The sequence below is a fragment of the Cytobacillus sp. FSL W7-1323 genome (assembly GCF_038595015.1).
In the GTDB taxonomy this organism is placed as follows: domain Bacteria; phylum Bacillota; class Bacilli; order Bacillales; family Cytobacillaceae; genus Cytobacillus; species Cytobacillus kochii.
In genome coordinates this window covers 1883611-1910420 of the sequence record NZ_CP151998.1, presented here as the reverse complement: position 1 = coordinate 1910420, position 26810 = coordinate 1883611, and the positions used below count along the sequence as shown (strand labels likewise).

Below are 26810 nucleotides of genomic sequence, written 5' to 3'. Positions count from 1 at the left end.
TATCCGCCTCCCATTATGATTGAATTTCAAGCGACGCTTTCACTTTTTCAGCTACTTCATGCTCTACCATAATTCTTGTCTGCTTTACAGCACTGTACAAAGCATTGCGATCAGACGATCCATGTGCTTTAATAACTGGTGCCTTTAGTCCAAATAATGCTGCTCCACCATATTCAGAGTAGTCCATTTTTCCTTTCAACTCTTTCAGATCAGGCTTTAATACTGCTGCAGCTAGTTTTGATTTCAGATTACTTGTCATTGCCGTTTTCAACATTTTAAACAGACTCATCGCTGTCCCTTCAATGGTCTTTAATACCATATTGCCAGTAAAACCATCGGTCACTACCACATCTGCTACGCCATTTAGTAAATCACGCGCTTCAACATTTCCAATAAAATTGATATCAGCTTGTTGCAATTTAGTAAAAGTATCCTTTGTTAGTTCGCTTCCTTTTTTCTCCTCTGTACCAATATTCAACAAACCAACTCTAGGGTTCTTAACTCCTCTTACCTTCTCTGCATAAATCGCCCCCATCAAGGCATACTGCGTTAAATGCTCAGGTTTAGCATCGACATTTGCTCCTACATCTAAAAGTAAGAAACCTTCTCCTCCTATGGTTGGCAAAGTAGGGGCTAGCGCTGGTCTTTCAATCCCTTCAATTCTACCAACTACAAATAATCCAGCAGCCATTAAGGCTCCAGTATTACCTGCAGATATACAAGCATCAGCCTTACCATCTGCAACAAGTTGTGCAGCTAACACCATTGATGCTTGTTTTTTTCTTCTTACAGCGCGAACAGGTTCATCAGTGCCCAAAATCATTTCGTTCGTATGAAGCACTTGAATTCTGTCATCATTTGATGTCAAATATTTTCTAATCTCATCTTCATTACCTACTAAAGTAATTTCAATATCATTGAAGTCTAACGCAGCCTTCATAGCACCATGAACAATTTCCTCTGGTGCATTGTCACCACCCATTGCATCTATGGCAATTTTCACATCTATTCATCCTTTAGTCTCATTTAATATTTTTATTGATGCGAGCGATACATATCAAACTCACCTTTAAAAACACATTCATTATGTACGGTACTTATAACCTCTATCTTTGTCCGATCGTTATCGATACTTATCACTTTCGCTTTACATACTACTCGTTCCCCTTGCTTTACCGAGCGAGTAAAGTGAATATTTGCTTTCGCTGTTAAGGCAAGGTCATCATTAATAACCGCGACCGCTAAAGAGTTTGCTTGAGCAAATAAGTGATGTCCACGCGCAATTTGATTTCGTTTAAAAACGTGCTCCTCTTTGACATCGAATATAGAAATGGCTACATTATCTAACTCAATATCAATGATTTCCCCTATTACTTCCTCAATAGGCAGCGCGACAACCTCGTCCTCAAAATTTTTTTCAGCGACTGTTTTTATTCTTTCTCTCAATTCAGGTATTGAGAGCTCTAACCGATCAAGCCTAATCGTCTGCACACTGACAGAAAACTTATCGGCTAAATCTTCATCCGTAATGAATGGGTTCTCTTTTATCGTTTCTACTAACAATGATTGTCGTTGCTTTTTATTTCTTTTCATTTTTTATACACCGTCCAAGAAAATTAAGACTAGGTACTAATAGTAGTATATAATTATAGCTATTATATTGCAAGAAGTAATTATTGCTACTATTGACCTTTTAAAGTCTTAAGCTTACTAGCGAGCATCTAGGCAATGTTTACCTCAAACTATTTATTCAAATAGATAGCTGCTTCTAGTCCGCATATCTCCTTTCATTCCCTTTTTATTAATCTAACTTCTCACCTTCAAGCACACCATTATCCCTTAAGTAATCCCTCAATATTTGATATTTTTTTTCATACCAAAAGCTATCTGTCTGAATTAATTGAGTAGCATCATTTCTTGCCACTTCAAGCGCACGGTAATCATGCACCATGTCAGCTACCTTGAATTCAGGAAGCCCACTTTGCTTGCGACCAAAAAAATCACCTGGACCACGTAGCTCTAAATCCTTCTCACTTAAAACAAACCCATCATTCGTTTCTGTCATAATCCGCATTCTTTCTTTACCAACTTCTGACTTAGGATCAGCTAGTAATATACAATAGGACTGTTTATCTCCTCTACCAACTCTTCCTCTTAATTGATGAAGCGTAGCTAGCCCAAAACGATCAGCATCGTAGATGAGCATCATTGTGGCATTCGGTACATTGACACCTACCTCAACCACAGTTGTAGATACTAGTACTTGCGTCTGATTGTCACTAAACTTCTTCATCACATCTTCTTTCTCATCAGGGTGTAGACGCCCGTGCATTAAACCAACTTTATACCTATCCTGAAAATATTGCATAAGAATAGTGTGGACATCAATTGCATTTTGGACATCAAGTTTCTCTGATTCTTCAATGAGTGGGCAAATCACATAAGCTTGCTGTCCTCCACGCAATTCTTTCTCCATAAAGCCTAATACCCTTTCTAACATATCTAGTTTTGCCCAATACGTTTCTATTACTTTCCTACCTGCTGGCATTTCATCAATGATGGATACATCCATTTCGCCAAATGCGGTTATGGCCAAAGTTCTCGGTATCGGCGTCGCAGTCATGAATAACACGTTAGGGTTTTCACCCTTTTGTCTTAATACACGACGCTGCTCAACACCAAAGCGATGTTGTTCATCTGTAATAACAAGTCCTAATTTTTTAAAAACAACTTCCGTTTGAATAAGCGCATGTGTACCAATAACAATATCAATGTTACCAGCCTCTAATTCTGCAAGTAGTTCTCTTCTCTTTTTCCCCTTCACTGAACTTGTTAATCTTTCAATCCTTATTGGATAATTCGCAAACATCATAGCCAGTGATTCTGCATGTTGTTCAGCTAAAATCTCTGTTGGTACCATTAATGCACCTTGATAACCCGCACTATTAGCAGCGAATAACATAATAGCAGCAACTGCTGTTTTACCTGATCCAACATCACCTTGAAGCAGTCGATTCATACGATAGTTAGATTTCATATCAAAGAGAATTTCATTGACAACTCTTTTTTGTGCACCCGTCAGTTCAAATGGAAGTGTATCTATAAATGACTTTAAGCGTTTCAGATCATAATCAATGTTCACACCTGCACTACTTTCTCTTTCTATTTTTCGTAATGCTTGGATTTTTAATTGGAAATAAAAGAACTCTTCATATACTAACCTTCTTCTTGCTTGCTTTAGCATTTCCGGAGTATCAGGATAATGTAATGTACGAATCGCTTTTTCACGCGCCATCAACCGATATGCCCCAATATATTCTGAAGGTAGTGTTTCTACTATATCGTGTCCGTATTGATCAAGTGCGTGCTTAATATAGCGACGTAAAGACTTCACTGTGACTTTGCCTTTAACAGCATAAACAGGTTCAAATGCATTCGTTTGCGTAACCTCACCTTTGCTGAGTTTACCTAGTGTAATCGTTTGGCGATGTTGGTCCCACTTTCCCGTAATAGTAACTGTATCATTTAATTCTATTTGTTTTTTTAAATATGGTTGATTAAAAGCAATTACTTGTATGAGGTAGCGATCGACTAAAACTCTAAATGTTAAGCGCGAACGTTTACGTCCATAAAAACTAAGTGTGGGCTGTGAATGGACTTTCCCCTCAACTGTAATTCTTTCTTCATGTTTGATTTCACTTAAATCTTTTAGACGATAATCTTCATAACGAAAAGGCAAGTATTCAATCAAGTCGCCTACAGTGGTGATCCCCATATCTTTCAGATTATCTGCAGCAGATTGACCCAACCCCTTTATATGATCTACTTTGTCACTTAACATACTTGACCCTCCTTTTCAAAACAGCCTTTCTTTACGAGAAATAAAGAAAACTCGCCCTTTTGGCGAGCACTAAGGCGAAGACAGAGGCATAGTTTCATAAACCAAATGATTAAATAACTAACCTCTAATTACCCTCCTAACCATCGATATCAAATTCCAATTGCAGTAAGTAGGAGAAGGCAGTGAGTCATTTGATGAAAAAAGACCACGGGAGCAGTGTAAAAGAAGCTACCCATGGTCATTCTCTTCTATTTATTCTACCGAGAAGATAAATGCATATAATGGTTGTTTGCCGTCGTGCACTTCTACTTCGACATCATCATACTTCTCTTCTATATAGTTAAGAATTACTTCTACATCTTCTTTTGAGGCATCTTCACCTTGAATAATTGTGACAATTTCCGAATCTTCATCTATCATCTGGTCAATTAAACTTTTAGCAGATTGAAGCTTATCCTTATCTTTAACGATTATTTTGCCTTCTTCAATCCCCATAAAGTCGCCTTTTTCAATCTCAAGACCATCGATACTCGTATCACGGACTGCGAAAGTGATCTGACCTGTTTTCACATGCGATAACGCTTCAGACATATAATCCTTATTCTCTGATAGTTCCGCGGATGGATTAAAGGCAAGTAGCGCACTCATTCCTTGAGGAACCGTTTTGGAAGGAACAACAATGGCATCGGTTTCTGATACTTCACACGCCTGTTCAGCAGCCATAATAATATTTTTATTATTTGGTAAGATAATTACTTTTTCTGCATTCACTTCTTCTATCGCCTTGACAATATCCTCTGTGCTTGGATTCATTGTTTGGCCGCCTTCAATTACTACATGCGCCCCAATACTACGGAAAACCTCAGCAATTCCGCTTCCCATTGAAACAGTGATCACTCCGTATTCACGTTTTTCTTGGGGAACTTTAGCATCATTTTGTGATGCGGAAGCCTTTTCATCTTCGTCAAGAATGTTTGTGTGCTGCAAACGCATATTCTCGATCTTCATATTAATAAGATTTCCGTACTTTTGTCCATAGGATAAGCAATCCCCTGGTTGTTCAGAATGAATATGAACCTTCACAAGGTTTTCATCAGCAATCACAAGTAGGGAATCACCATATTGACTTAAGTCTTGACGGAATTTGTCTTCAGAGAATGGATTCGTAGCTAACTTCTCAGATTCAAATCTAATCATAAATTCTGTACAGTATCCGAATACAATATCTTCTGTATTCATATGGCTCTGTACACTTTTATGATGTTCCGCACTTACAAGCTCCTCCATTTTCGGAAGAGATGCACTGGAGTCAGGTAATGCTTCTCCTTTTAATTCTGCTAGAAAGCCTTCATATACAAAAAGTAGACCTTGTCCACCACTATCAACTACCCCTACTTCTTTTAACACTGGTAGTAGCTCTGGTGTACGCTCAAGAGAAGCTTTAGCTTCATTAACGATTGCTTGCATAATTTGAACAATATCATCTTCTGTTTGTGCTACTTGTACTGCTTTGTTTCCAGCATCTTTCGCAACAGTTAATATTGTTCCTTCAACAGGTTTCATCACCGCTTTATAAGCAGTTTCTACACCCGCTTCAAATGCAGATGCAAATTCAAGTCCATTTACACTTTCTTTCTGCTCAATATGCTTTGCGAACCCACGAAAAAGCTGAGAGAGAATTACACCAGAGTTACCACGAGCGCCCATTAATAGACCCTTTGAAAGAGCAACCCCAACTTTACCAATATGATTGGTTGTTATATTTTTAACTTCCTTTGCACCAGAAGTCATTGACAAGTTCATATTTGTCCCAGTATCACCATCTGGAACAGGGAAAACATTCAATGCATCTACATAATTCGCATTTGTAGATAAATGATTAGCTCCTTGGACAATCATTTTCGCAAATTGTTTTCCTTCTAAAACTTTAATTGACACGAAATTTTCCTCCTCATTACGGGTTCGTTACACGAACACCTTGAACAAAAATATTAACAGACTCAGTACTTAGACCGACTGTTTGATCTAAAGTGTATTTAACTTTGGATTGCACATTATGAGCAACTTCAGAAATTTTCGTTCCGTAGCTAACAATAATATACATGTCGATATGTACTTCATCTTCTTCCTGACGCACGATGACACCTTTAGTAAAGTTTTCTTTACGCAGGATTTCAGATAAGCCGTCTTTTATTTGATGTTTAGAGGCCATGCCAACAATACCATAGCAGTCGACTGCTGCTCCTCCTGCAATTGTCGCAATTACGTCATTTGAGATATCAATTTGCCCGTAGTTATTCTTTAGTTCGATGGACATTTTGTTGTTCCCCCTTCTGGTAAATTACTGCTTCTTCTTAGCTAGTCTTCGTTTTCATTGTGAATATCTAATGAATGACAATCATTGTTTGATGAAGCCATGGAACGAATAGACGCATGTACTACACTTTTCATAAAGAATATTTTACTATACATGTAAGCATTTTAAAAGCCATACTTACCTCTTTCATATTATAACGTATTTTCACAGCATATATGTCAAGGTTTTTTTCTTGATAGAATAGAGGCAAACTATTGCATTGTAGGTGTTTGTATGATAAATTATTAAAGTATCTTTTTAGTATGAAATTAGTGCGAGCTACTTTCATATTAAGTTAGATGTAACTGACAATTGTGATCGAAACATGAAAATAATGATGTCATGTTTTAGTAAGGAGGGAATATAGATGCCACGCCAATGTGTAATTACTGGAAAGAAAACAAAAACAGGTAATGCTCGTTCTCATGCGATGAATGCTAACAAACGTACTTGGGGTGCTAACCTACAAAAAGTACGCATTCTTGTAGACGGTAAACCTAAACGTGTATGGGTTTCTGCAAGAGCTTTGAAATCAGGTAAAGTTGAACGCGTATAATGAATGAGAGGGTACCAGTATTGGTACCCTCTTTTTTTATACAATATTCGCACTAAAGACGTTAGAAAAAGAGATTGTACTCTTTACTCCTTTTTAAATGTCCCTAGCATCGCCCTCACAATGCCTCCCAAAAATTTAGGCAGCTTGATTGTATAAAATCTCATTTAAGTCCCTCCTCAAAGTCTCACACCTTAAGTAATAAACGTACGCACTACTTCTTTTTATTCATATTAGAACAAAGGAATCAATATTAGTTATTTTTCATCCTTACTTCTTATCACCATTAATATGCCTTTATTAAAAGAAAAAGTACCATTATCATCAATAAGTTCATTACTTATACAAAGAGTTGACCCTAAAGGTACGAAGTGATTAGTTAATGGGTACTTGAATCCCGTTAATGTCAAGTTCCTCACGTTTTCTGTTACCGGAATAAAAGATATATATGGATAAGATGATTCCTTAGCAATTTGATAATGGCCGCTCTTTTTAACCATAATTTGATTTTGTTTATCAACTAAACGAATAGGTACTAGAATGTCATTTAGAAGTGGTTGAATTAACAGTTGAGTATTAGCAAAAAAATGATCTAATCTCCCACCTGTGGCTCCAAATACCGTAATTTCTTCTGGCTTTTGTTCGATCGCCCATAAAAGTGCTAGTTCCATATCCGTTTCATCCTTTTCCGGTTTTACCCTTTGTAGATGAGGAACATGCTGCTTAATCATACTGTACTGACTTTCATCAACTGAATCAAAATCTCCAAATGCATAATCAATTGCGATTCCCTTTTTAATTAATGTATAGGCGCCACGGTCAACACCTATCCATAATACTTCATCAAAACAATAGTCATTGAGATTGGGTAGATACTGTTGTGGTCCCCCTGCTAATATATTGATTTTCATCTCTACGCCCTCCACTTTTCCTATCCTTTTAGGTTATGAACTATTTATTCTTTTAATTGTTAACTATCGTAAAATGCAAGAAACATAAGAAAAGCTGACTCTAAGTATAATCTTAAAATCAGCTTTTTCAGGTCAATTCCGCAGTCTAGCGATTGCTTCTTTACGGTCTTGTTTATTATAAACGGCAGAGCCTGCTACTAAAACATTCGCTCCTGCAGCAATGCATTTTTTTGCAGTCTCCTCATTTACCCCACCATCCACTTCGATTTCGAGAGAGGGGTTAGATGTTTTACTCCATTCTTTTACTTCAGCAATTTTAGGTAAAACATTTTCAATGAATGATTGTCCACCAAAGCCAGGGTTCACAGTCATCAATAACACCATATCAACATCAGTTATCACATGCTTAATCGCTTCGACAGGTGTCGCTGGGTTAATCACAACTCCTGCTTTAACACCCAAGGACTTAATGAGATGTATTGTACGATGAAGGTGTTTACACGCCTCAGCATGAACAGTAATAATATCTGCTCCTGCTGAGGCGAAGCTTGGAATATATTGATCAGGGTTTTCTATCATAAGATGAACATCTAATGGTAGGTTCGTTATCGGTCTAATGGCTTCAACAATTAACGGACCAATCGTAATGTTAGGAACAAAGTGACCATCCATCACATCTACATGAATATAATCCGCTCCCCCACGTTCGACATCAAGAATTTCTTCTCCTAATTTAGAAAAATCTGCAGATAAAATCGATGGTGCAATTTTTACCATGCGTTAATACCTCGGCTTTCTGTCTCTTATTTCGTCTATAAAAGTAATATAATGCTCATAGCGATAACGTGGCAAATCTCCGGATTCTATAGCTTGTTTAACTGCACATTTAGGTTCCTTCAAATGCATGCAACCTCTGAATTTACATGAGCTGCTTAGTTCTTGGATGTCAGGGAAATAATTTTGTAAGTCCTCTTGCTCAATTTCAGTAAACTCTAAAGAGCTAAAACCCGGTGTATCAGCAACAAGTCCACCATTAATCTCAATGAGCTCCACATGTCTTGTTGTATGTTTTCCTCTCCCTAAATGAGAGGATATATCGTCTGTTTTTAATTGCAAATCAGGACGTAATACATTTAAAAGTGAAGATTTACCAACACCTGATTGACCAGCAAATACGGATATTTCTCCCGTAATGAAAGGATAAAGATCCTCAATCCCTTCCGCCGTTTCGGACGAAGTCAAAACAACTTTATAGCCTGCTTTTCGATAGTTATCAGCATATACAGCTAGTGTTTCTTGTTCCTCTTTACTTGCCAAATCCATCTTAGTGATACAAATAATAGGCGTAATATGATTCGATTCTACCAGGACAAGAAAACGATCTAATAACGCTGTACTAAAGGTAGGTTCAACACTTGAGAAAATGAGAAAAGCTTGATCTACATTCGCTATAGGTGGGCGAATAAGTTCATTTTTACGCTTTTTCACTTCTAAAATATACCCTTCTTTATCATTTTCTGCTTGATAGTGTACTTCATCTCCGACTAATGGAGTTATTTTATTTTTACGAAAGACACCACGTCCACGACATTGGATGATTTCTTTATCCTTGTTCAAAACATAATAAAAGCCACTTAAAGCTTTTATGATTTTGCCTTCTGGCATAGTAGTCCTCCTACATCACTGTTCATACGGAACATTTTCTTGAATAATCATTTGTCCATCCCTCATAATTTGGTAAGAAGCGGTTTCTCCTGGTTGTATTTGCAGTGAAAAGGAAATAACTCGATCTTCAGTAATATGAATCGTATTAAATGGCTCATCAATATTGTTGTCCATATCTTCTATAAAGATTTGTACTTCTTGAGGTTGTCCGACATTATCAGGATTTGGCTTATACGGTACATTCACTTCTCTTTTCACTTCTACAGGAACTTGTTCCGGCCCACTTGATAGATAAACTTTTACTGTGTCCCCGTCATTTAAAGATGCTCCAGCTCCAGGTTCCTGCCGAATGACCTCACCTTGAGCAATCTCAGCATGATGCTCTTCTCCAGCTACTTCAATTGTTAATCTACTAGATGCTTCGTATTCTGCTAGGGCCTTATCATTATAACCGGTTAAATCTTTTAATTCTATCGGTTCCTCCCCTTTGCTGACGACAAAGATGAGCTCTTCTTCTTGGGGAATCACTTCTTCTCCGGGATCAATATTCTGTTCTAGAATTGTTCCCTTTGCTTCCTCACTAAATTCTTCTTCTGATTGGATAGATTGGAAACCCTCTTCTTTTAGTAACTCTTCTATATCACTATATGGGCGACCAGTAAAATCCTCCATTGAATAGCGTTCTTTACCGATACTTTCATAAATATTTACTGTTGTTCCTTCTTTCTGTGTCCTCCCTGCTCTCGGTTCGGTTCTTATAACTTCCCCTGCTTTCACTTCATCATTGTTTTGTTCGATTTCTTCACCAATCGTAAATCCTTCTTCTTGTAACAATGTTTTCGCGTCATCAACGCTCATATTTGATACATCTGGTACAGTAACATCATCAGGTGAAAGCATCTCAGGTAAAACAGTGACGGAAAGAACAAATAGCACAACTAATAGAACAAAAGTAGATATAAGGATCATTGGACCTTTTTTTCGTTTTTTCTTCTTTTTCGTATCTTCTTTTTCTTTTTTTGGACTTTCCTTTTTTACAATAGGTACAGGACTATCTTCATTTTTTTCTTCAATTTTATGAATAATCGTTTCGTCAGTAGGATGGTACATTTTATCTGCAGTAATGATCGGAATTGCTTTTGTAGCATCATCGTCATCAGGTACAGTAAACTTTCTTTCGTTCATCCTCTCTTCGTTCAAAGATGTAGAGAGGTCTTCTTCCATTTCATCGGCACTATTATAGCGATGGAAAGGGTCCTTTGCTGTTGCCTTCAATACGATATTTTCAACACTTTGTGGTATATCTGGGTTCCATCTTCTTAAGGAAGGCGTTTCTGATTGCAAGTGTTTCAATGCAATAGAAACAGCTGATTCTCCTGAAAACGGTAATCTTCCAGTTAACAGCTCAAACATGACAATCCCTAATGAATATATATCTGATTTACGGTTTGCCATACCGCCTCTTGCTTGTTCTGGTGATAAATAATGAACCGACCCTAATACGGAATTCGTCTGGGTAATGCTAGTTGCACTTAGAGCCATTGCAATTCCAAAATCAGTAATTTTTATCTTGCCTTCATGATCAATTAAGATATTATGTGGTTTAATATCACGATGAATAATCTGGTTTTGATGGGCGTGAGAAATAGCTGATGTCAGCTGTTTCATAATATCAATCGCTGTTTCCAAAGGGACAGGCCCGTTTTTTTGTATGTATTGTTTTAATGTTTGACCGTCAACATATTCCATGACGATGTAATATAGGGTATCTTCTTCTCCAACATCATAAATCGTCACAATATTTTGGTGAGTTAGGCTTGTAGCTGATTGAGCTTCACGGTGAAATCGTTTAATAAACTCATCATCTTCAGCGAAGTCTAGACGCAACATCTTTAATGCCACGTTTCGATCTAGAATCATATCATGAGCTAAATAAACGTTGGCCATGCCGCCTCCACCGACCATTTCCAAAATTTTATAACGGCCGTTTATACGCTTACCAATCATCAACGTTTATCACCCTCTCTCACAATCATCTGCATACTCGATGATTACGAGGGTAATATTATCTTCCCCTCCATTTTCATTTGCTCTTTTAATCAACTCAGTAGCTTTCTCCTCTAATGAGTCATTTCCATTTATAATCGATTCCATCTCTTGTTCTGAAACTTTGTTTGACAAACCATCAGAGCATAGCAATAGTCTATCATCTTCCTCAAAAATAATTGTTTTAATATCTTGGTTTACATCTTCTTCCGTACCGAGCACACGTAACACTAAATTTTTCATCGGATGATTTTCAGCATCCTCTTTTGTAATTTGCCCTGACCGAAGCAGTTCATTAACAAGGGAATGGTCGTCAGTTAGCTGCTGAAAACCCGCTTCATTTCTAATATAACACCGGCTATCACCTACGTTTACAATCGTAGCAAATCGACTAGTACAAATAGCAGCAACAACGGTCGTACCCATACCTTCACATTCAGTTACTTCTTTACTGTGAGCATATATAGCCTTATTGGTTTCATTAATATGGTCATGCAACCACTTTTCTGCTTGGTCCGCGGTTTCAATCTTTGGTGCAAGCAGCCACATAGATTTTAGCTTTTCCTTGGCCATTTCACTAGCTACATCACCAGCTCGGTGACCGCCCATACCATCAGCTACAATAGCTAAGCGATCACCACTGGCGTTTGTAAAAATGCCACCATTATCTTCATTTCGCTGACGAAGTTTCCCTACATCAGTCATAAAAACAGCCTTCATACTGTCACCTCGTTTCTTCTTTTCTCTCCTTTGCACGAAGTTGTCCACATGCTGCATCAATATCATGACCTTGTTCTCTACGGATGGTCACATTAACCCCACGATTTTTCAAAGCCTTTTCAAATTGAAAAATCTGCTCTCTAGGAGTTCTTACATAGTCTCTCTCAGGTACGTAATTGACTGGGATTAAGTTAATATGACACTTCAATCCTTTTACGAGATCAGCAAGCTCTTCTGCATGCTCTACTTGATCATTGACTCCTCCAAATAAACCATATTCAAAACTTACACGTCTACCTGTCTTGTTCACATAATAATGAATAGCTTCCATTAAATCAGGCAATTTATAAGCGCGGTTGATTGGCATTAATCTTCCTCTTATATCATTATTAGGGGCATGCAAGCTGACAGCAAAATTGATTTGCATATTTTCATCAGCAAATTTATAGATTTTCGGGATGATACCGCTTGTAGATACAGTGATATGTCTAGCACCAATATTCAAGCCATCATCATGATTAATAATTTTCAAGAAAGACATCATTTGATCATAATTATCAAACGGTTCCCCAATACCCATAATGACAACAGAGCTTACTCTTTCATCTGTTTCATCTAATGCTTGTTGTACTTTTACGACTTGAGCAACGATTTCTCCTGCTTCTAGATGACGTTTTAATCCCCCTAAAGTCGAGGCACAAAATGTACAACCAATACGACACCCTACCTGTGTTGTAACACAAACAGAATTACCGTATTCATGACGCATTAAAACCGTCTCAATTGAATAGCCATCGTGTAACTCAAATAAAAATTTAATCGTGCCATCAGTAGATTGTTGCTGAATAATCGTTTTTAATGTTGTTAAAGTAAATGAAGCATCGAGCTTTTCTCGCAAACTTTTTGATAAATTTGTCATATCATCGAAGTTTGTTACTCTTTTTGTATATAACCAATCAAAAATTTGACTTGCGCGGAATGCTTTTTCATTATTTTCTTTTAACCAGTCCTTTAGTTCGTCTAATTGTAATGAATAAATGGATGGTTGATGATTCGTTTCTGTATTTTTCTTTGTTGCACTTCTTTCCATGTGATTACACCTTCTTTCTCAGACAAGCGATATAAAACCCGTCTGAACCAATATATTGCGGTAATACTTGTATTTCAAAATCATTCACAAACGTTTGTAACGCTTGTGGTAGCCTTGCCTTAAGTGTTGAGTCTCCAACAAATTCTTTATGGTCACTTAAAAAACGTGAAATGACTTGATGGTTTTCAGATTCATCAACAGTGCATGTACTATACACTAGCATACCACCTTTTTTTAATAATGGGGTGATGGCATTTAATAAATCCAATTGAATGGACTGCAGGCGTGATAAATCATCTTCTTTTTTTGTGTATTTCATATCAGGTTTTCTACGCATCACACCTAAACCTGAGCACGGCGCGTCTAGCAAAATACGATCAAACGACTCTTGCGGGAAATGATCTTGAACTTGTCTACTATCGAGAGCAAGAGTATCAATATTCTCTAATCCTAATCTGTCTGCTGTTTGTGCAATAAGCTTAACTTTATGCTCATGGAGATCTATCGCTATAACCTCTCCACTCCCCGACATCGCTTCAGCTATATGAGACGTTTTCCCACCTGGAGCTGCACAAGCATCAAGGATCTTTTCATTCTTTTGAGGATTTAGGGCCAAGCAAGCTAACATTGAACTTTCATCTTGTATTGTGATAAGTCCATTTTTGAATGCTGAAGACTTGGCAAGATTTCCTCGAAGAGCATGAATGGCTTCTGAAACCCATTCACTCCGTTTCACGGCATATCCTTCCTCTTCTAATAATGTAATCACTTCTTCTGTCGTAGCCTTCGTAATATTTACACGCGCTGTTTGAGTCGGAGCTTGTAAATTAAGCTTACACATTTCCTCCGTTGTTTCTATCCCAAATTGATCCACCCATCTAGCAACGAGCCATTCTGGGTGACTTGTTGCTATTGAAATTCTTTGAATAGGATCTTTGATCTCTTCCACTTGTCTAATCCCAGTTCTTTGTACATTTCGTAATATCCCATTCACAAAAGAAGCAATGCCTTTATGGCCTTTATTTTTTGCTATTTCTACGGCTTCATTTAATGCCGCATGATCAGGAATTTTATTTAAGTGAACCATTTGATAAACCGTGATCCTTAATAATTGCTTTACCCAAGACTCCACTTTATTTGGTTTTTTTATATAGGGCTGTAAATAATAATCTAATGTCATTTTACGTTGTAACGTCCCATAAACCAGTTCTGTCAGCAAACCAATATCTTTTTGTTCTAAATGATTTTGATTAATAGCATGGTTTAACAGGAGATTACTATACGATTGGTTCTTTTCAATTGCATCTAACAAATCCATCGCAACTTCTCTTACATTTTTCTTTCTTTGTTTTTTCATCGATTGTCCCCTAACTTCATGCCAACTTGAAGATGGGCACCTGCGCCGCGCAGGTAATCTTTCGCTTTCATGCGTTTTTTACCTGATGGCTGAATCTCCGTTAGCTTCAATATCTGACCATCGCCGGTGGAGACATTGATGCCATCCTCTTCTAATCCGACAATCGTTCCAGGCACTTGATTTGATTTTGATTCAATGATCACAGAAGCCCACACTTTCATAACTGCATCAGACAAAGTCGTATAAGCAACTGGCCAAGGATTCATCCCTCTAATATGGTTATAAATTTCTAATGCTGGTTTACTCCACTGAATTTTTTCTTCTTCACGCTTAATATTGTATGCAAATGTTGCTAAATTTTCATCTTGTTGTTTCGGAAGCAAATCACCTTTTAATAATGGTGGTAATGTTTCTAGCAATAGTTTGCTACCAGCTTCACTTAATTTATCATGTAAGCTACCAACAGTATCATCCTTAGCGATTTCGACTTCTACCTGTGTTAAAATATCGCCTGCATCCAATTTTTCAGCCATATACATAATCGTAATACCAGTCTTTTCTTTCCCTTGGATGATGCTGTAATGAATCGGTGCTCCACCTCTTAATTCTGGCAATAATGAAGCATGTACGTTAATGCAACCATATTTAGGTGCATCTAACAATTGCTTAGGGAGAATTTGCCCGAATGCAGCCGTGATAATAAGTTCAGGCTCTAGATTTAAAACAGCTTGCAAGTCCTCTTTATTTTTAACTTTCTCAGGCTGTAGCACTGGAATACCATGTTTTTGTGCTTCCACCTTTACTGGTGGTGGAGTTAACACCTTTTTCCTTCCCACTGGCCGGTCAGGTTGTGTAACAACTGCAATGACTTCATAACCTGCTTGAATAACACTTCGTAATACCGGAACTGAAAAATCCGGTGTTCCCATAAATACAATTTTCGTCATTCTTCATCCAACCTCTCTAACTCTTCTGCCTCTATATATCTGCTAACTTTAGTGGTGAATAGGATTCCATCCAAATGATCAATCTCATGTAAAATGGCTCTAGCAAGAAAACCTTCTGCTGCGAACTCATATGGCTTACCCTTTCGATTGAATGCTTTTATTTTCACAAATGACGGTCGTGTGACATCACCATAAATACCGGGAAAGCTCAAACAGCCTTCTGGACCTGTTTGTTCACCTGATGTTTCGATTACTTCGGGATTTATCATCTCAATCGTGCCATGTTCATCTTCAATATCTACAATCGCTATTCTCTTATTGAGACCTATTTGAGGAGCAGCTAGTCCTACACCATCAAATTCAATCATTGTATCATACATATCATTTAATAGCCTTACTAATTTTTTATCAAAAACCGTTACCGGTGTACATTTTTCTTCTAAAATTGTATTAGGGTACATCACTATTTGTTTAACACTCAAAATATAAATCCTCCATAACATCTTCTCATTCAACAGGCAGCCATAGCTAGACTAAAATTATTACCATTCTCGACGATTTTCTCTATCTATAACCTTTTTTAGTTATTTTTCTTTACATCAGAATAAATGGATTAACATCCACAGATATTTTCAAAGAAGTCGAAGTCACTTCTTGCTGATATTGATCTAATATCTTTTTTAATGATTGATTTAACTCTGGCTCCCGTTTGTATTTTATCAAACATTGGTAGCGATATCTATTGTTGATTCGTGGAATAGGTGATGCGACCGGACCAAGACAGAGGGCGCTTTTAGTTAAGCGACTAGTCAGAAATGTGGTAATTTTTTCTGTGACATCTAACGCTTTCATCAATTGCTCGTGACTGACCGTAATAAGTGTAATAAAATAAAAAGGTGGGTACTTTAAACCTTTTCTGATCATCATTTCGCGCTCATAAAACTGGTCGTAATTTTGTTCAGCTGCTAACTCAATACTATAATGTTCAGGACTGTATGTTTGAATGACCACTTCTCCTGGTAATTGATGACGCCCTGCTCTTCCACTCACTTGCGTCAATAACTGAAACGTTTTTTCTGATGACCGAAAATCTGGCAAATGAAGCATTGTATCAGCTGATAATACACCGACAAGCGTTATATTTGGAAAATCGAGTCCTTTGGCAATCATTTGGGTCCCAAGTAGAATATCTGCATGGCCTTTTTGGAACTCATTTAGCAGTCGCTCATGAGAGCCTTTTTTACTCGTTGTATCCACATCCATACGAATAACTCTCGCTTCAGGCAATACTTTATGGAGTTCTTCTTCTACCTTTTGTGTCCCTGTGCCAAAATAACGAATATGATCACTCTGGCATTCTGGACAAACAGAGGGGACATGATCCTCATATCCACAATAATGACATTTCATTTGCTGCTGGTGGCGATGATAAGTTAGTGAAATATCACAGTTCGGACAATTAACAACATAGCCACAATCACGACACATGACAAAAGAAGAATATCCACGTTTATTTAAGAAAAGGACAGTCTGCTCTTTTTTTTCTAGACGTAATTGAAGCTTTTCTAATAAGGATGAAGAAAACATTGAGCGATTTCCACTTCTTAGCTCTTCACGCATATCTACAATATCCACATGTGGTAAATCTTGATTATTCATCCTCTTCGGCAAACTTAACAAAGTGTATACACCTTTTTTAGCACGAGCAAATGATTCGAGTGAAGGTGTAGCGCTACCTAAAATAACGGGGAAACTCCCTTGCTTCCCTCGTTTTATTGCTACATCTTTTGCATGGTATTTTGGGTTTTCCTCTTGTTTATAACTTGTCTCATGTTCCTCATCTATAATGATGAGACCGAGGTTTTCAAACGGAGCAAATACAGCTGATCGCGCTCCAACAACGACTTTCACTTCTCCCCGCTGAACTTTTCGCCATTCATCATACTTCTCACCAGCAGATAATCCACTATGCATCACAGCTACTTGATTCCCAAATCTTCCTTTGAAACGATGAACCATTTGTGGGGTAAGTGAAATCTCTGGCACTAAACAAATCGCTTCTTGACCTCTCTCTAGTACTTTCTGTATCGACTGTAAGTAAACTTCTGTTTTCCCACTCCCTGTTACGCCATACAATAAAAACACTTCATGAAGGGATTTTGCGATGCGATCATGGATTGGATCGATGGCTTCTTGTTGCTCATATGTTAACAGTAATGGTTCTGTTCGTGCAAAATAACGATTTTCATAAGGATCACGATAAATTTCACGTTCGCTCTCCTCTAATACTTCTTTTTTCACTAGTTCTTTTACAACGGCATTCGATATTTGTAGTGTTGCCGTTAAGTCAGTTAAGAATATCCAATCTTTATTTTCGATAAAGTAATTAATCACGTCATGTTGTTTTTGTGCCCGTGGGGTAAGAGACGATTGATAAGTCTTTAATTCCTCTGTTGAAAGAGCGCTTCTAATGGCGAGGCGTTTTTTCTTTTTTATTTTATCTTTCACTTCATAAATAATTAGAATATGACCTTTCGTTACTTCTTGCTGTAACAATGATAAATAGCCTGTTTCTTTCGCTTCTTCCCACAGGATGCTATCTTGGTTAGTAAATAAGCCTTGTAAGGTTTGCGGCAACAACTGTTTGTTTTCAGTTGAAACTTGTAATTTTTTTTGATATTTTGCTTTAAGTGCTGCTGGTAACATCGCTTGATAAGCAGAGATCCGATAACTTAAAGTTTCTTCTGATAGCCAATTTCCTAATGAAATGAGCGATTCAGATAATACAGGTGTTAAATCTAACGGCTCAATGATTTTTTTTAATTTATTAAGCGTGGACTGAGGTTTGATCCCAATGACAAAACCTTGAATTCTCCTTGGCCCAAATGGGACAACGACTCGCATCCCAATTTGAATGACCGTCTCAAGTGATTGCGGAATAACATAATCAAAAGGTCGATCTGTTTGCTTAGCCGGTACATCAACAATGACCTCAGCAATCATTTCCCCTCATCCTCATATAAATAAAGCGCTTCTTTTAAAATGCTTTCTGCTACGTCATGTTTTGACATCAACGGGAGATCTGTTTTAGTCCCATCTCGTTTATAGAGAGTAACAACATTCGTATCTGTTCCAAATCCGGCACCCGCACTTGTTACATCATTGGCTACAATCATATCAGCATTTTTCTTTTTCAGCTTTCCTCTCGCATATACATCCACATTATTTGTTTCTGCCGCAAAACCCACCAACACTTGATTGTTTTTTCTTTTACCAAGTGCCATTAAAATATCTTTAGTTCTTTCTAATTCCAACTGTTGATCACCATCATTCTTTTTCACTTTCTGATCATAAGTATATTTAGGCCGATAATCTGCTACAGCAGCCGTTTTTATTACAATATGAGCATCAGCAAAACGAGTAATCATTTCTTCATACATTTCTTCCGCACTTTCAACATTGATCACTTTTACACCATGAGGTGAAGAAATATGGACAGGACCTGATACTAATGTCACATCTGCACCAAGTTTCGCTGCGACTTCTGCAATCGCATAGCCCATTTTACCACTCGAATGATTGGTTAAATAACGAACAGGATCAATTTTTTCTCTTGTCGGCCCTGCTGAGATCAATAACTTTTTCCCTTTTAACAACGGTTCCTTTTGATTGAAAAAATGATTCATATGCTCAACAATCTTTTCCGGTTCTTCTAATCTACCTTTTCCAACATAACCACATGCGAGATAGCCTTCACTCGGTTCAATAAATTGATAACCAAACTGATGAAGTGTATCAATATTTTTTATCACTGCAGGATGATTGTACATATTGACATTCATCGCCGGTGCAATCCATACAGGCGATGTGTGTGCTAACAATGTTGTAGAAATCATATCATCTGCTAGGCCATTTGCAAGCTTACCAATAATATTCGCAGTTGCTGGTGCAATCAATATCAAATCTGCCCAGTCTGCTAAATCAATATGAGCAATCTTACTAGCGTCCTTTTCATCGAAGGTATCAAAATATACATCATTACGTGACATCACTTGAAAAGTTAATGGTGACACAAATTGTCTAGCTGACTCGCTCATCATTACTTTCACACAAGCTCCAGCTTGCGTTAACTTACTTGTTAAAGCTACAGCTTTATAAACAGCAATACCGCCGGTTACACACAACAGGATTTTTTTACCATTCAACATCTATACAAACCCCCAATATTCAAAAGGTTATTTTTCTTTTATTATGAATAATTTCGCTCACTTTTTCATCTATCTCTTCTTGTTTTTAACAAAAATTACGGCTATGAACAAAAATAACAACCTCCATACAGGTTGTTATTTTTTCATATATGTGTATTTTACCTTTTTTCCCCTTCATGCGTTGTATCACCTAAGCGATAAAATAGTTCGTTTGCATTAATCTCTTCTAATGCTTTACCCACATTTTTATGTGATACATATTTTTCTAAACGATATTGCTCTTCATTATTTTGTAATTTCCGTGCTCTTTTAGCAGCCACAGACACAAGAGAGTATTTTGAATCAATTTTTGTCATCAATGAATCAATTGATGGATTTAACATATTATTCAGCCTCCAACATTTTCAAATATCTAGGTTCAACGCGCGTGCGACGGCAATGTTCTGCTACTACAATCGCATTAATTCTGTCACAAGCGTTTTCCACTTGATCATTTTCTACAACATAATCATATAATTTCATCATTTCAATTTCTTCTTTAGCTGCACTTAAACGATTATTAATTATATCTTCTGTTTCTGTGCCTCGTGTAACAATACGATTTTTTAATTCAGATAAACTAGGTGGAACAAGGAAGATAAACAAGCCATCAGGAAACTTCTCACGCACTTGCTTTGCACCTTGTACTTCTATTTCTAAAAATACATCCTTGCCCTCGTTTAACGTTTGTTTCACATAATCAACAGGGGTTCCATAATAGTTGCCAACAAACTCAGCATACTCCAATAATTTATCTTGTTCTATTAATGTTTCAAATTCTTCACGAGATTTAAAGAAATAATCTACTCCATCAACTTCACCTTGTCTCGGCTTTCTTGTTGTCATAGAAATAGAGTATTCAAATGCCGTATCAGGCTGTGAGAAAATCTCTTTTCTCACTGTACCTTTCCCTACACCAGATGGACCTGAGAGTACTATTAATAAACCTTTTTCCTTCATTAGAAAATCCTACCCTTCATCGATAACATCATCGCGGTCGTTCAGTCGTGCAGCTACTGTTTCCGGCTGAACAGCAGATAAAATGACATGATCACTATCCATGACAATGACTGCTCTCGTTCTACGGCCATATGTTGCATCTATCAGTACACCACGGTCTCTTGCATCCTGAATAATTCTCTTAATTGGTGCCGATTCCGGACTCACTATTGATATGATTCTATTGGCAGAAACAATGTTTCCGAAGCCAATATTAATTAATTTTATTGACATATGCGTCCCCCCGTCATCAGTTAACTATTTTGACCTTTATCACGCGTTTCTAAACCGCTTTATTCAATATTTTGTACTTGTTCTTTCATCTTTTCTAATAGACCTTTCATCTCAACTACTTCTCCAGCAATGGTAGAATCATTCGCTTTTGAACCGATTGTATTGACTTCGCGATTCATCTCTTGAATCATGAAATCAAGCTTCCTGCCAATTGCATCTTCCAAGGAAAGGGTCAATTGAAATTGATTACGATGTGATGCGAGTCGTGTCAATTCTTCATTGATATCGGCCTTATCTGCAAAAATTGCCACCTCTGTAATAATTCTTGATTCATCAATATGACCATCAGCATATTCTTCCATTCGCTTTCGCAAACGGTCTTCGTATTGCTTTACCACGTTAGGGGCTAGGTCATATAAGCGGTTAAGACATTCAGTTAGTAAACCGAGCTGTTTAAAAAGATCCTTCTCTAGCTCCTTACCTTCAGCTAACCGCATCATTTGCAGCTCTTTACCAGCTTCATTTGTCGCTTCAAGAATCAGCTCATCTAGCCATTCGTCTTCTTCATCCACTTCCACAATAGCAAACACATCTTCATTAAGTAAATCTTTTAGCCCAGGCTCACTACTTAACTTATATTTTTCTTTCACTTCTGTCATTGAACGATAAAATTCGTCTAACAAATCCCAATCCACACGTATCTTCTTTTGTTTCGATCCCGTTTGTTCTATGGTTGCATAGACTTCTATTCTACCACGCTTAATATATTGATTAAGCGTTTTTTTTATTTTATCTTCCAGCTTGAGAAATTGCTTTGGAATGCGCAGGAAATATTCTGTAAAACGATGATTAACCGTTTTTACTTCAATCGTGATAGAGAAGGTGTCAGTTTGCCTTTTACCCTGTCCATACCCTGTCATACTCGCTACCATCGTTTAACCACACTTCCTTTCGCCGTTTGCGGGAAGTACCTACAACTTTCTTATACAAATTTGGCACTAACCATACCTTTTCTTACACTCATATATTATGTAGTTTTCTTTAAAAAACCAAAAGGTAATAGAGTTTCACTCTACTACCTAAAGGATTATACCATATTTCACTTCGATTTTCTTGCCAAATATGTGAAGCCAAGCAAAAATGTTGGGACAGCTGATAAGCCAACAATCATTAACCAATCACGACCAGCGATTGGTACTGTGTGGAAAATTTGTTGCAATGGCGGCCAATATAAAACAATCAGCATAAGTAAAACCGAAGAAATAACCGCCCAGACAAGATACATATTACCGAATGGATTTCGAGCAAAAACTGATTTTTCACTTCGACAATCAAACACATGAATTAATTGAGCAAGGACTAATGTCGCAAAAGCGACGGTTTGCGCATATGCGAGCTCACTAGGATCGCCTTTATATGTGAGCATAAACGCAAGTAAGGTTACTCCACCAATTAAAAAACCTCTTGAAATAACCTTCCAGCCAAGCCCTCTTGAAAAAATGCCTTCTTTAGGATTTCGCGGCTCTCGCTTCATGACATTACCTTCTGGTCGGTCTAAACCTAACGCCATCGCCGGCAGGCCATCTGTTACTAAATTCACCCAAAGTATTTGTATAGGTACTAGCGGCAGAGGTAGCGCTAAAATCATTGCAAATAGCATAACCAGTATTTCGCCAACATTAGATGCAAGTAAATACCTTACAAACTTTCTAATATTATCGTAAATATTTCGCCCTTCTTTTATTGCTGATTTAATGGTTGCAAAGTTGTCATCAAGTAAAATAAGAGAAGATGCTTCTTTTGCTACATCCGTACCAGTAATGCCCATCGCAATGCCAATATCGGCAGCTTTGATAGCTGGCGCATCATTGATTCCGTCCCCTGTCATAGCTACAATATGACCGCGATTTTGCAGAGCTTTAACAATCTTTAGTTTATGTTCCGGTGATACGCGCGCAAACACAGATACATCATCCACTACATCTTCTAACTCTTCTGTACTCAATGTAGCTAATGTTTTTCCTTCCATTACTTTTGTTGACTTATTAAGAATACCTAATTGTTTAGCAATTGCTTGAGCAGTTGTAATATGGTCGCCTGTAATCATCACTGTCTTAATTCCTGCTTCTTTACATTCTTTAACCGCAGCTCGTACCTCTGTCCTTGGTGGATCAATCATTCCTTGTAAACCTATAAACGTCAATCGATTTTCTGCATCTTTTTCTGATGTTATTCTGCCCTCATTAGTCAATTCCTTATATCCTATTGCAATTGTTCTTAGTGCTTGGGAGGCTAAACCGTGAATTGCCTCATTAACTGATCTATGCATCTCTTGGGTCATTGCTTGCTTACGATTTTCCCACAGGATACTCTCACAGTTCTGCGCCAACACATCCGGTGCTCCTTTACAGACAACAAATCTTCTGCCACTGGCATCCCTTAACACAATACTCATCATTTTTCTAGTTGAATCAAAAGGAAATTCCTCGAGAATTTCATATTGATTTAATAAAGAGGGGCGACTATATCCTGCTTTCATCCCAGCGACTAACAATGCACCTTCTGTTGGATCACCGTCAATGACAAATTCTTTATTTTTCTTATGAATTTCAGCATGATTACAAAGCATACCAAACATCAATAATTGTTGTAATGTTTTTTCATTTTTCGGATCTATACGTTTTTCACTGCGATAAAAATCTCCTTTTGGTGTATAGCCAATGCCATCTACTTGCCATGTGTTCCCACCACTCCATAAATGGGTGACAGTCATTTTGTTCTGAGTCAGGGTTCCCGTTTTATCGGAGCATATGACAGAAGCACAGCCTAATGTTTCTACTGCTGGGAGCTTTCTGACAATCGCCTTTTGTTTAATCATGCGTTGGACTCCTAGCGATAAGGCCACAGTGACTATCGCCGGTAATCCCTCTGGTATAGCTGCTACAGCTAACGATACCCCTGTTAAGAACATCGTATATAATTCTTGTCCTTGTAGCACACCGATACCTACGACAAGAACCGTTAAGAATAGTGCGACAACAATGAGAATTTTCCCTAATTGTTCCAACCTTCTTTGCAGCGGTGTTGTCATCGTTTCCGCACTTTGAATCATATCAGCGATTTGTCCCATCGCTGTTTTCATTCCTGTGCCAATGACAACCCCCACTCCGCTACCCTTCGTTACGATCGTACCCATAAATCCCATATTTTCCATATCGCCGATTCCGGGGTTATCTTGCTTAATTGCTGCGACTGTTTTTTGCACCGGTAATGATTCACCTGTTAAGGCCGATTCTTCTATTTCTAAGTTATTGCACTCGATTAAGCGGATATCCGCCCCAATTCTATCACCGGAGGAGAACTTCAATAAGTCACCAACAACGACTTCTTTTGAGGGGATTTTCTTCCATTCTCCATCACGTAATACTGTTGCATGAGGTGTGGATAATTCTTTTAGCGCACTTAATGACTTCTCTGCTTTTCGTTCCTGAAAAAAACCTAATACTCCGTTGATAAGCACAATCGCAATAATGGCGATTGCATCAATATATTCACCCAGTAGCCCAGATATCAATGTGGCTACTAATAGAATTAAAGTCATAAAGTCTTTGAATTGACTAAAAAATAAGAGTAAAGCGGATTGCTTTTCTCCTTCTGCTAATTCGTTATATCCAAATTGCTCCAATCTTTTTTGCGCATCTTCTTCAGACATGCCTTCATGCCTATTTGTGTTTAACGTGTCTTCAACCTCTCTCGCTTCCATCTCATGGTATTTCATTCGGACATCACACTTCCTCCTTTTCATTTTAAGAGAATTCGCATCTACTACATGCGAACCGTCCTGCTTCCCCTACTATCTCGATGGAGAGCTGTCCTATTTTTAAGGCTCTCATGAAAGCTTATTCAGTCTCGTCCTAAAAAATGCTATGCTATTATGAGAAAGAATGTATTTTACATAAACAGAAAGCTTTTAAAAACCATTTGTTTATGGGAAAATAGCTTCCATAAAGTAAAGAGACGCCTTTCGGATAACTAAGAGCGTAGAAAAGGATGTTAGAGATGTCATTTGATGGATTATTTACAAAAGCGATGGTAGAGGAGCTACAAGCTACTCTTAAAGGTGGTCGAATTAATAAAGTTCACCAACCATATAAAAATGAAATCATCTTAGTAATTAGAGCTAACGGAAAAAATCATAAATTACTATTGTCTGCGCATCCAAGCTATGCACGCGTACAATTAACAAATGAAGCATATGATAACCCCAGTATTCCACCGATGTTCTGCATGCTTTTAAGAAAACATTTAGAGGGATATATATTAGAAGATATTCAACAAATGGACCTAGATCGTATCATAGTATTTAACGTTAAAGGTCGTAATGAAATTGGCGATATCTCATATAAGAGGCTCATCGTCGAAATCATGGGACGTCACAGTAATATTACATTGGTCGATCAAGAACGAAACATGATCTTAGATTGTATCAAGCATGTATCTTATGCGGTAAATAGTCATCGTGCCCTGCTTCCGGGTCAACTTTATGTGGCTCCTCCGGCTCAAAATAAAGCCAACCCATTAGAAGCTGATGAGACGGATGTATTACGAAGAATGGACTTTAATAGTGGGAAGTTAGATAAACAACTTGTGCAACATTACAGCGGGTTTTCTCCCCTACTTGCAAAAGAAGTTGTATTCCAATCTGGATTAGCCAACCGTACAACAATACCTGCTGCCTTTATTAAGACAATGGATAAAATAAAAAACAAAGAAGTTCAACCGACCATTACAATAAATGAACATAAAGAGACTTTTTATTTCCTCCAGTTAGATCATATTCAGGGAGAGCAGCGTCATTTTGAGAGCTTAAGTCTAATGCTTGACCGCTATTATTTCGGCAAAGCAGAAAGAGATCGCGTCAAACAACAAGGCAATGACTTGGAAAAATTTATTAGCAATGAAAAAGAAAAAAACACAAAAAAGATAGAGAAATTAAAACTAACCATGCAAGAAGCAAAAAACGCCGAGCAATTTCAATTGTACGGTGAATTAATTACAGCTCATATGTACGCCATTCAAAGAGGGATGGATGAGATTGAAGTGAACAATTATTATGATGAAAATAACAGCAATGTGCTTATCCCTCTAGATACACAAAAAACACCTTCGCAAAATGCACAGATATACTTTAAGAAATATCAAAAAGCTAAACACGCTAAACAAGTTGTACAAGAACAAATAGATCAAGCCTATGAAGAAGTTAACTACTTCGATCATCTTTTACAACAAATACAAGCCGCTTCACCGAAAGATATTGAAGAAATACGGGAGGAACTTATTGAAGGCGGTTACTTACGTGAAAGACAAAAAAAACAGAAAAAGCCGGTCAATGCCAAACCTATCCTGGATTATTTTGTCGCTAGCGATGGGACAGAAATCATTGTTGGTAAGAACAATAAACAAAATGATTACTTGACGAATAAGTTAGCTGCAAAAGACGACATCTGGCTCCATACAAAAGATATCCCTGGGTCACATGTGGTCATTAGAGATAAAGCGCCAAGTAATGAAGTTATACAAGAAGCTGCTTGTTTAGCTGCTTATTTTAGTAAAGCGCGTAACTCAAGTAGTGTACCCGTCGATTACACAAAGGTACGTAATGTGAAAAAGCCGAGTGGTGCTAAGCCCGGGTTTGTCATTTATGATCAACAACAAACAATCTTTGTCACCCCTGATGAAGAAAAAGTCATTTCACTTAGTAAAAAGAAATAACAAAACCCAATTGAGATGAACGCCTTACTCTACCAGGCGCTCCATCCAATTGGGTTTTTTATTAGTTAAAAG

24 protein-coding genes are annotated in these 26810 nt (G+C 37.6%); 2 read left to right on the top strand and 22 right to left on the bottom strand.

What is annotated here, in order from left to right; translation table 11 throughout:
• Positions 1 to 13: 13 nt before the first annotated feature.
• The 5 genes from plsX to MKX67_RS09930 all read right to left on the bottom strand — a co-directional run bounded on the left by plsX (position 14) and on the right by MKX67_RS09930 (position 6158).
• The gene (gene plsX, locus MKX67_RS09950) at positions 14 to 1003 is read right to left on the bottom strand and encodes a phosphate acyltransferase PlsX (protein ID WP_095369562.1); all 990 of its coding nucleotides are present in this window, start codon (positions 1001 to 1003) and stop codon (positions 14 to 16) included.
• Between the two features lie 32 nt (positions 1004 to 1035).
• On the bottom strand, positions 1036 to 1593 hold the full coding sequence (gene fapR / locus MKX67_RS09945; protein WP_095369563.1) for a transcription factor FapR: 558 nt from the start codon (positions 1591 to 1593) through the stop codon (positions 1036 to 1038).
• A gap of 208 nt (positions 1594 to 1801) precedes the next feature.
• The gene (gene recG, locus MKX67_RS09940) at positions 1802 to 3841 is read right to left on the bottom strand and encodes an ATP-dependent DNA helicase RecG (RefSeq protein ID WP_322909224.1); all 2040 of its coding nucleotides are present in this window, start codon (positions 3839 to 3841) and stop codon (positions 1802 to 1804) included.
• 252 nt (positions 3842 to 4093) lie between these two features.
• Positions 4094 to 5779, bottom strand: a complete 1686-nt coding sequence (locus MKX67_RS09935; RefSeq protein ID WP_322909223.1) for a DAK2 domain-containing protein — start codon at positions 5777 to 5779, stop codon at positions 4094 to 4096.
• Positions 5780 to 5795: 16 nt separating this feature from the next.
• Entirely contained in the window at positions 5796 to 6158 is a 363-nt protein-coding gene (locus MKX67_RS09930) for an Asp23/Gls24 family envelope stress response protein (RefSeq protein WP_095369566.1), read from the bottom strand.
• A 406-nt stretch (positions 6159 to 6564) separates the two neighbouring features.
• On the opposite strand from MKX67_RS09930, the gene rpmB reads away from it, so the two are divergent.
• Positions 6565 to 6753 carry a 50S ribosomal protein L28 gene (gene rpmB / locus MKX67_RS09925; RefSeq protein WP_095369567.1) on the top strand — a complete coding sequence of 63 codons (189 nt, stop codon included), beginning with the start codon at positions 6565 to 6567 and terminating at the stop codon, positions 6751 to 6753.
• 83 nt (positions 6754 to 6836) lie between these two features.
• Here the strand turns inward: rpmB and spoVM are convergent, their stop codons facing one another.
• The 17 genes from spoVM to MKX67_RS09840 all read right to left on the bottom strand — a co-directional run bounded on the left by spoVM (position 6837) and on the right by MKX67_RS09840 (position 24744).
• On the bottom strand, positions 6837 to 6917 hold the full coding sequence (spoVM, locus tag MKX67_RS09920) for a stage V sporulation protein SpoVM (RefSeq protein WP_095369568.1): 81 nt from the start codon (positions 6915 to 6917) through the stop codon (positions 6837 to 6839).
• Positions 6918 to 7007: 90 nt separating this feature from the next.
• Positions 7008 to 7661 carry a thiamine diphosphokinase gene (locus MKX67_RS09915; RefSeq protein WP_322909222.1) on the bottom strand — a complete coding sequence of 218 codons (654 nt, stop codon included), beginning with the start codon at positions 7659 to 7661 and terminating at the stop codon, positions 7008 to 7010.
• Positions 7662 to 7793: 132 nt separating this feature from the next.
• Positions 7794 to 8438, bottom strand: a complete 645-nt coding sequence (gene rpe, locus MKX67_RS09910; RefSeq protein ID WP_224938574.1) for a ribulose-phosphate 3-epimerase — start codon at positions 8436 to 8438, stop codon at positions 7794 to 7796.
• A 3-nt stretch (positions 8439 to 8441) separates the two neighbouring features.
• On the bottom strand, positions 8442 to 9326 hold the full coding sequence (rsgA, locus tag MKX67_RS09905) for a ribosome small subunit-dependent GTPase A (RefSeq protein WP_095369570.1): 885 nt from the start codon (positions 9324 to 9326) through the stop codon (positions 8442 to 8444).
• Positions 9327 to 9341: 15 nt separating this feature from the next.
• Entirely contained in the window at positions 9342 to 11333 is a 1992-nt protein-coding gene (pknB, locus tag MKX67_RS09900) for a Stk1 family PASTA domain-containing Ser/Thr kinase (protein WP_342489214.1), read from the bottom strand.
• Between the two features lie 9 nt (positions 11334 to 11342).
• Entirely contained in the window at positions 11343 to 12092 is a 750-nt protein-coding gene (locus MKX67_RS09895; protein ID WP_095369572.1) for a Stp1/IreP family PP2C-type Ser/Thr phosphatase, read from the bottom strand.
• A 4-nt stretch (positions 12093 to 12096) separates the two neighbouring features.
• Positions 12097 to 13182 (bottom strand): 23S rRNA (adenine(2503)-C(2))-methyltransferase RlmN, encoded by a 1086-nt coding sequence (gene rlmN / locus MKX67_RS09890; RefSeq protein WP_095369573.1) that lies wholly within the window; start codon positions 13180 to 13182, stop codon positions 12097 to 12099.
• 4 nt (positions 13183 to 13186) lie between these two features.
• Positions 13187 to 14539, bottom strand: a complete 1353-nt coding sequence (gene rsmB, locus MKX67_RS09885; RefSeq protein WP_322909220.1) for a 16S rRNA (cytosine(967)-C(5))-methyltransferase RsmB — start codon at positions 14537 to 14539, stop codon at positions 13187 to 13189.
• Positions 14536 to 15486 (bottom strand): methionyl-tRNA formyltransferase, encoded by a 951-nt coding sequence (gene fmt, locus MKX67_RS09880; protein ID WP_322909219.1) that lies wholly within the window; start codon positions 15484 to 15486, stop codon positions 14536 to 14538. Before fmt ends, rsmB begins: the two co-directional genes overlap by 4 nt.
• Positions 15483 to 15968: a peptide deformylase gene (def, locus tag MKX67_RS09875; RefSeq protein WP_322909218.1), complete on the bottom strand. Its 486-nt coding sequence runs from the start codon at positions 15966 to 15968 to the stop codon at positions 15483 to 15485. Before def ends, fmt begins: the two co-directional genes overlap by 4 nt.
• A gap of 112 nt (positions 15969 to 16080) precedes the next feature.
• Complete coding sequence (gene priA, locus MKX67_RS09870; RefSeq protein ID WP_322909217.1) at positions 16081 to 18489, bottom strand: primosomal protein N'; 2409 nt, start codon at positions 18487 to 18489, stop codon at positions 16081 to 16083.
• The gene (coaBC, locus tag MKX67_RS09865; RefSeq protein WP_322909216.1) at positions 18486 to 19694 is read right to left on the bottom strand and encodes a bifunctional phosphopantothenoylcysteine decarboxylase/phosphopantothenate--cysteine ligase CoaBC; all 1209 of its coding nucleotides are present in this window, start codon (positions 19692 to 19694) and stop codon (positions 18486 to 18488) included. The genes priA and coaBC overlap by 4 nt, the downstream gene beginning before the upstream one ends.
• A 158-nt stretch (positions 19695 to 19852) precedes the next feature.
• Positions 19853 to 20077 carry a DNA-directed RNA polymerase subunit omega gene (rpoZ, locus tag MKX67_RS09860; protein WP_095369579.1) on the bottom strand — a complete coding sequence of 75 codons (225 nt, stop codon included), beginning with the start codon at positions 20075 to 20077 and terminating at the stop codon, positions 19853 to 19855.
• 1 nt (position 20078) lies between these two features.
• On the bottom strand, positions 20079 to 20693 hold the full coding sequence (gene gmk / locus MKX67_RS09855) for a guanylate kinase (RefSeq protein ID WP_095369580.1): 615 nt from the start codon (positions 20691 to 20693) through the stop codon (positions 20079 to 20081).
• A gap of 9 nt (positions 20694 to 20702) precedes the next feature.
• A complete protein-coding gene (locus MKX67_RS09850) occupies positions 20703 to 20966 on the bottom strand; it encodes a DUF370 domain-containing protein (protein ID WP_095369581.1) in 264 nt (87 codons plus the stop codon).
• Between the two features lie 59 nt (positions 20967 to 21025).
• Entirely contained in the window at positions 21026 to 21898 is an 873-nt protein-coding gene (locus MKX67_RS09845; protein ID WP_224938566.1) for a YicC/YloC family endoribonuclease, read from the bottom strand.
• A 167-nt stretch (positions 21899 to 22065) separates the two neighbouring features.
• The gene (locus tag MKX67_RS09840) at positions 22066 to 24744 is read right to left on the bottom strand and encodes a cation-translocating P-type ATPase (protein ID WP_307314500.1); all 2679 of its coding nucleotides are present in this window, start codon (positions 24742 to 24744) and stop codon (positions 22066 to 22068) included.
• Between the two features lie 281 nt (positions 24745 to 25025).
• Here MKX67_RS09840 and MKX67_RS09835 point away from each other — a divergent pair, with 281 nt between their 5' ends.
• Positions 25026 to 26738 (top strand): NFACT RNA binding domain-containing protein, encoded by a 1713-nt coding sequence (locus tag MKX67_RS09835; protein ID WP_307314503.1) that lies wholly within the window; start codon positions 25026 to 25028, stop codon positions 26736 to 26738.
• Positions 26739 to 26810 lie beyond the last annotated feature (72 nt).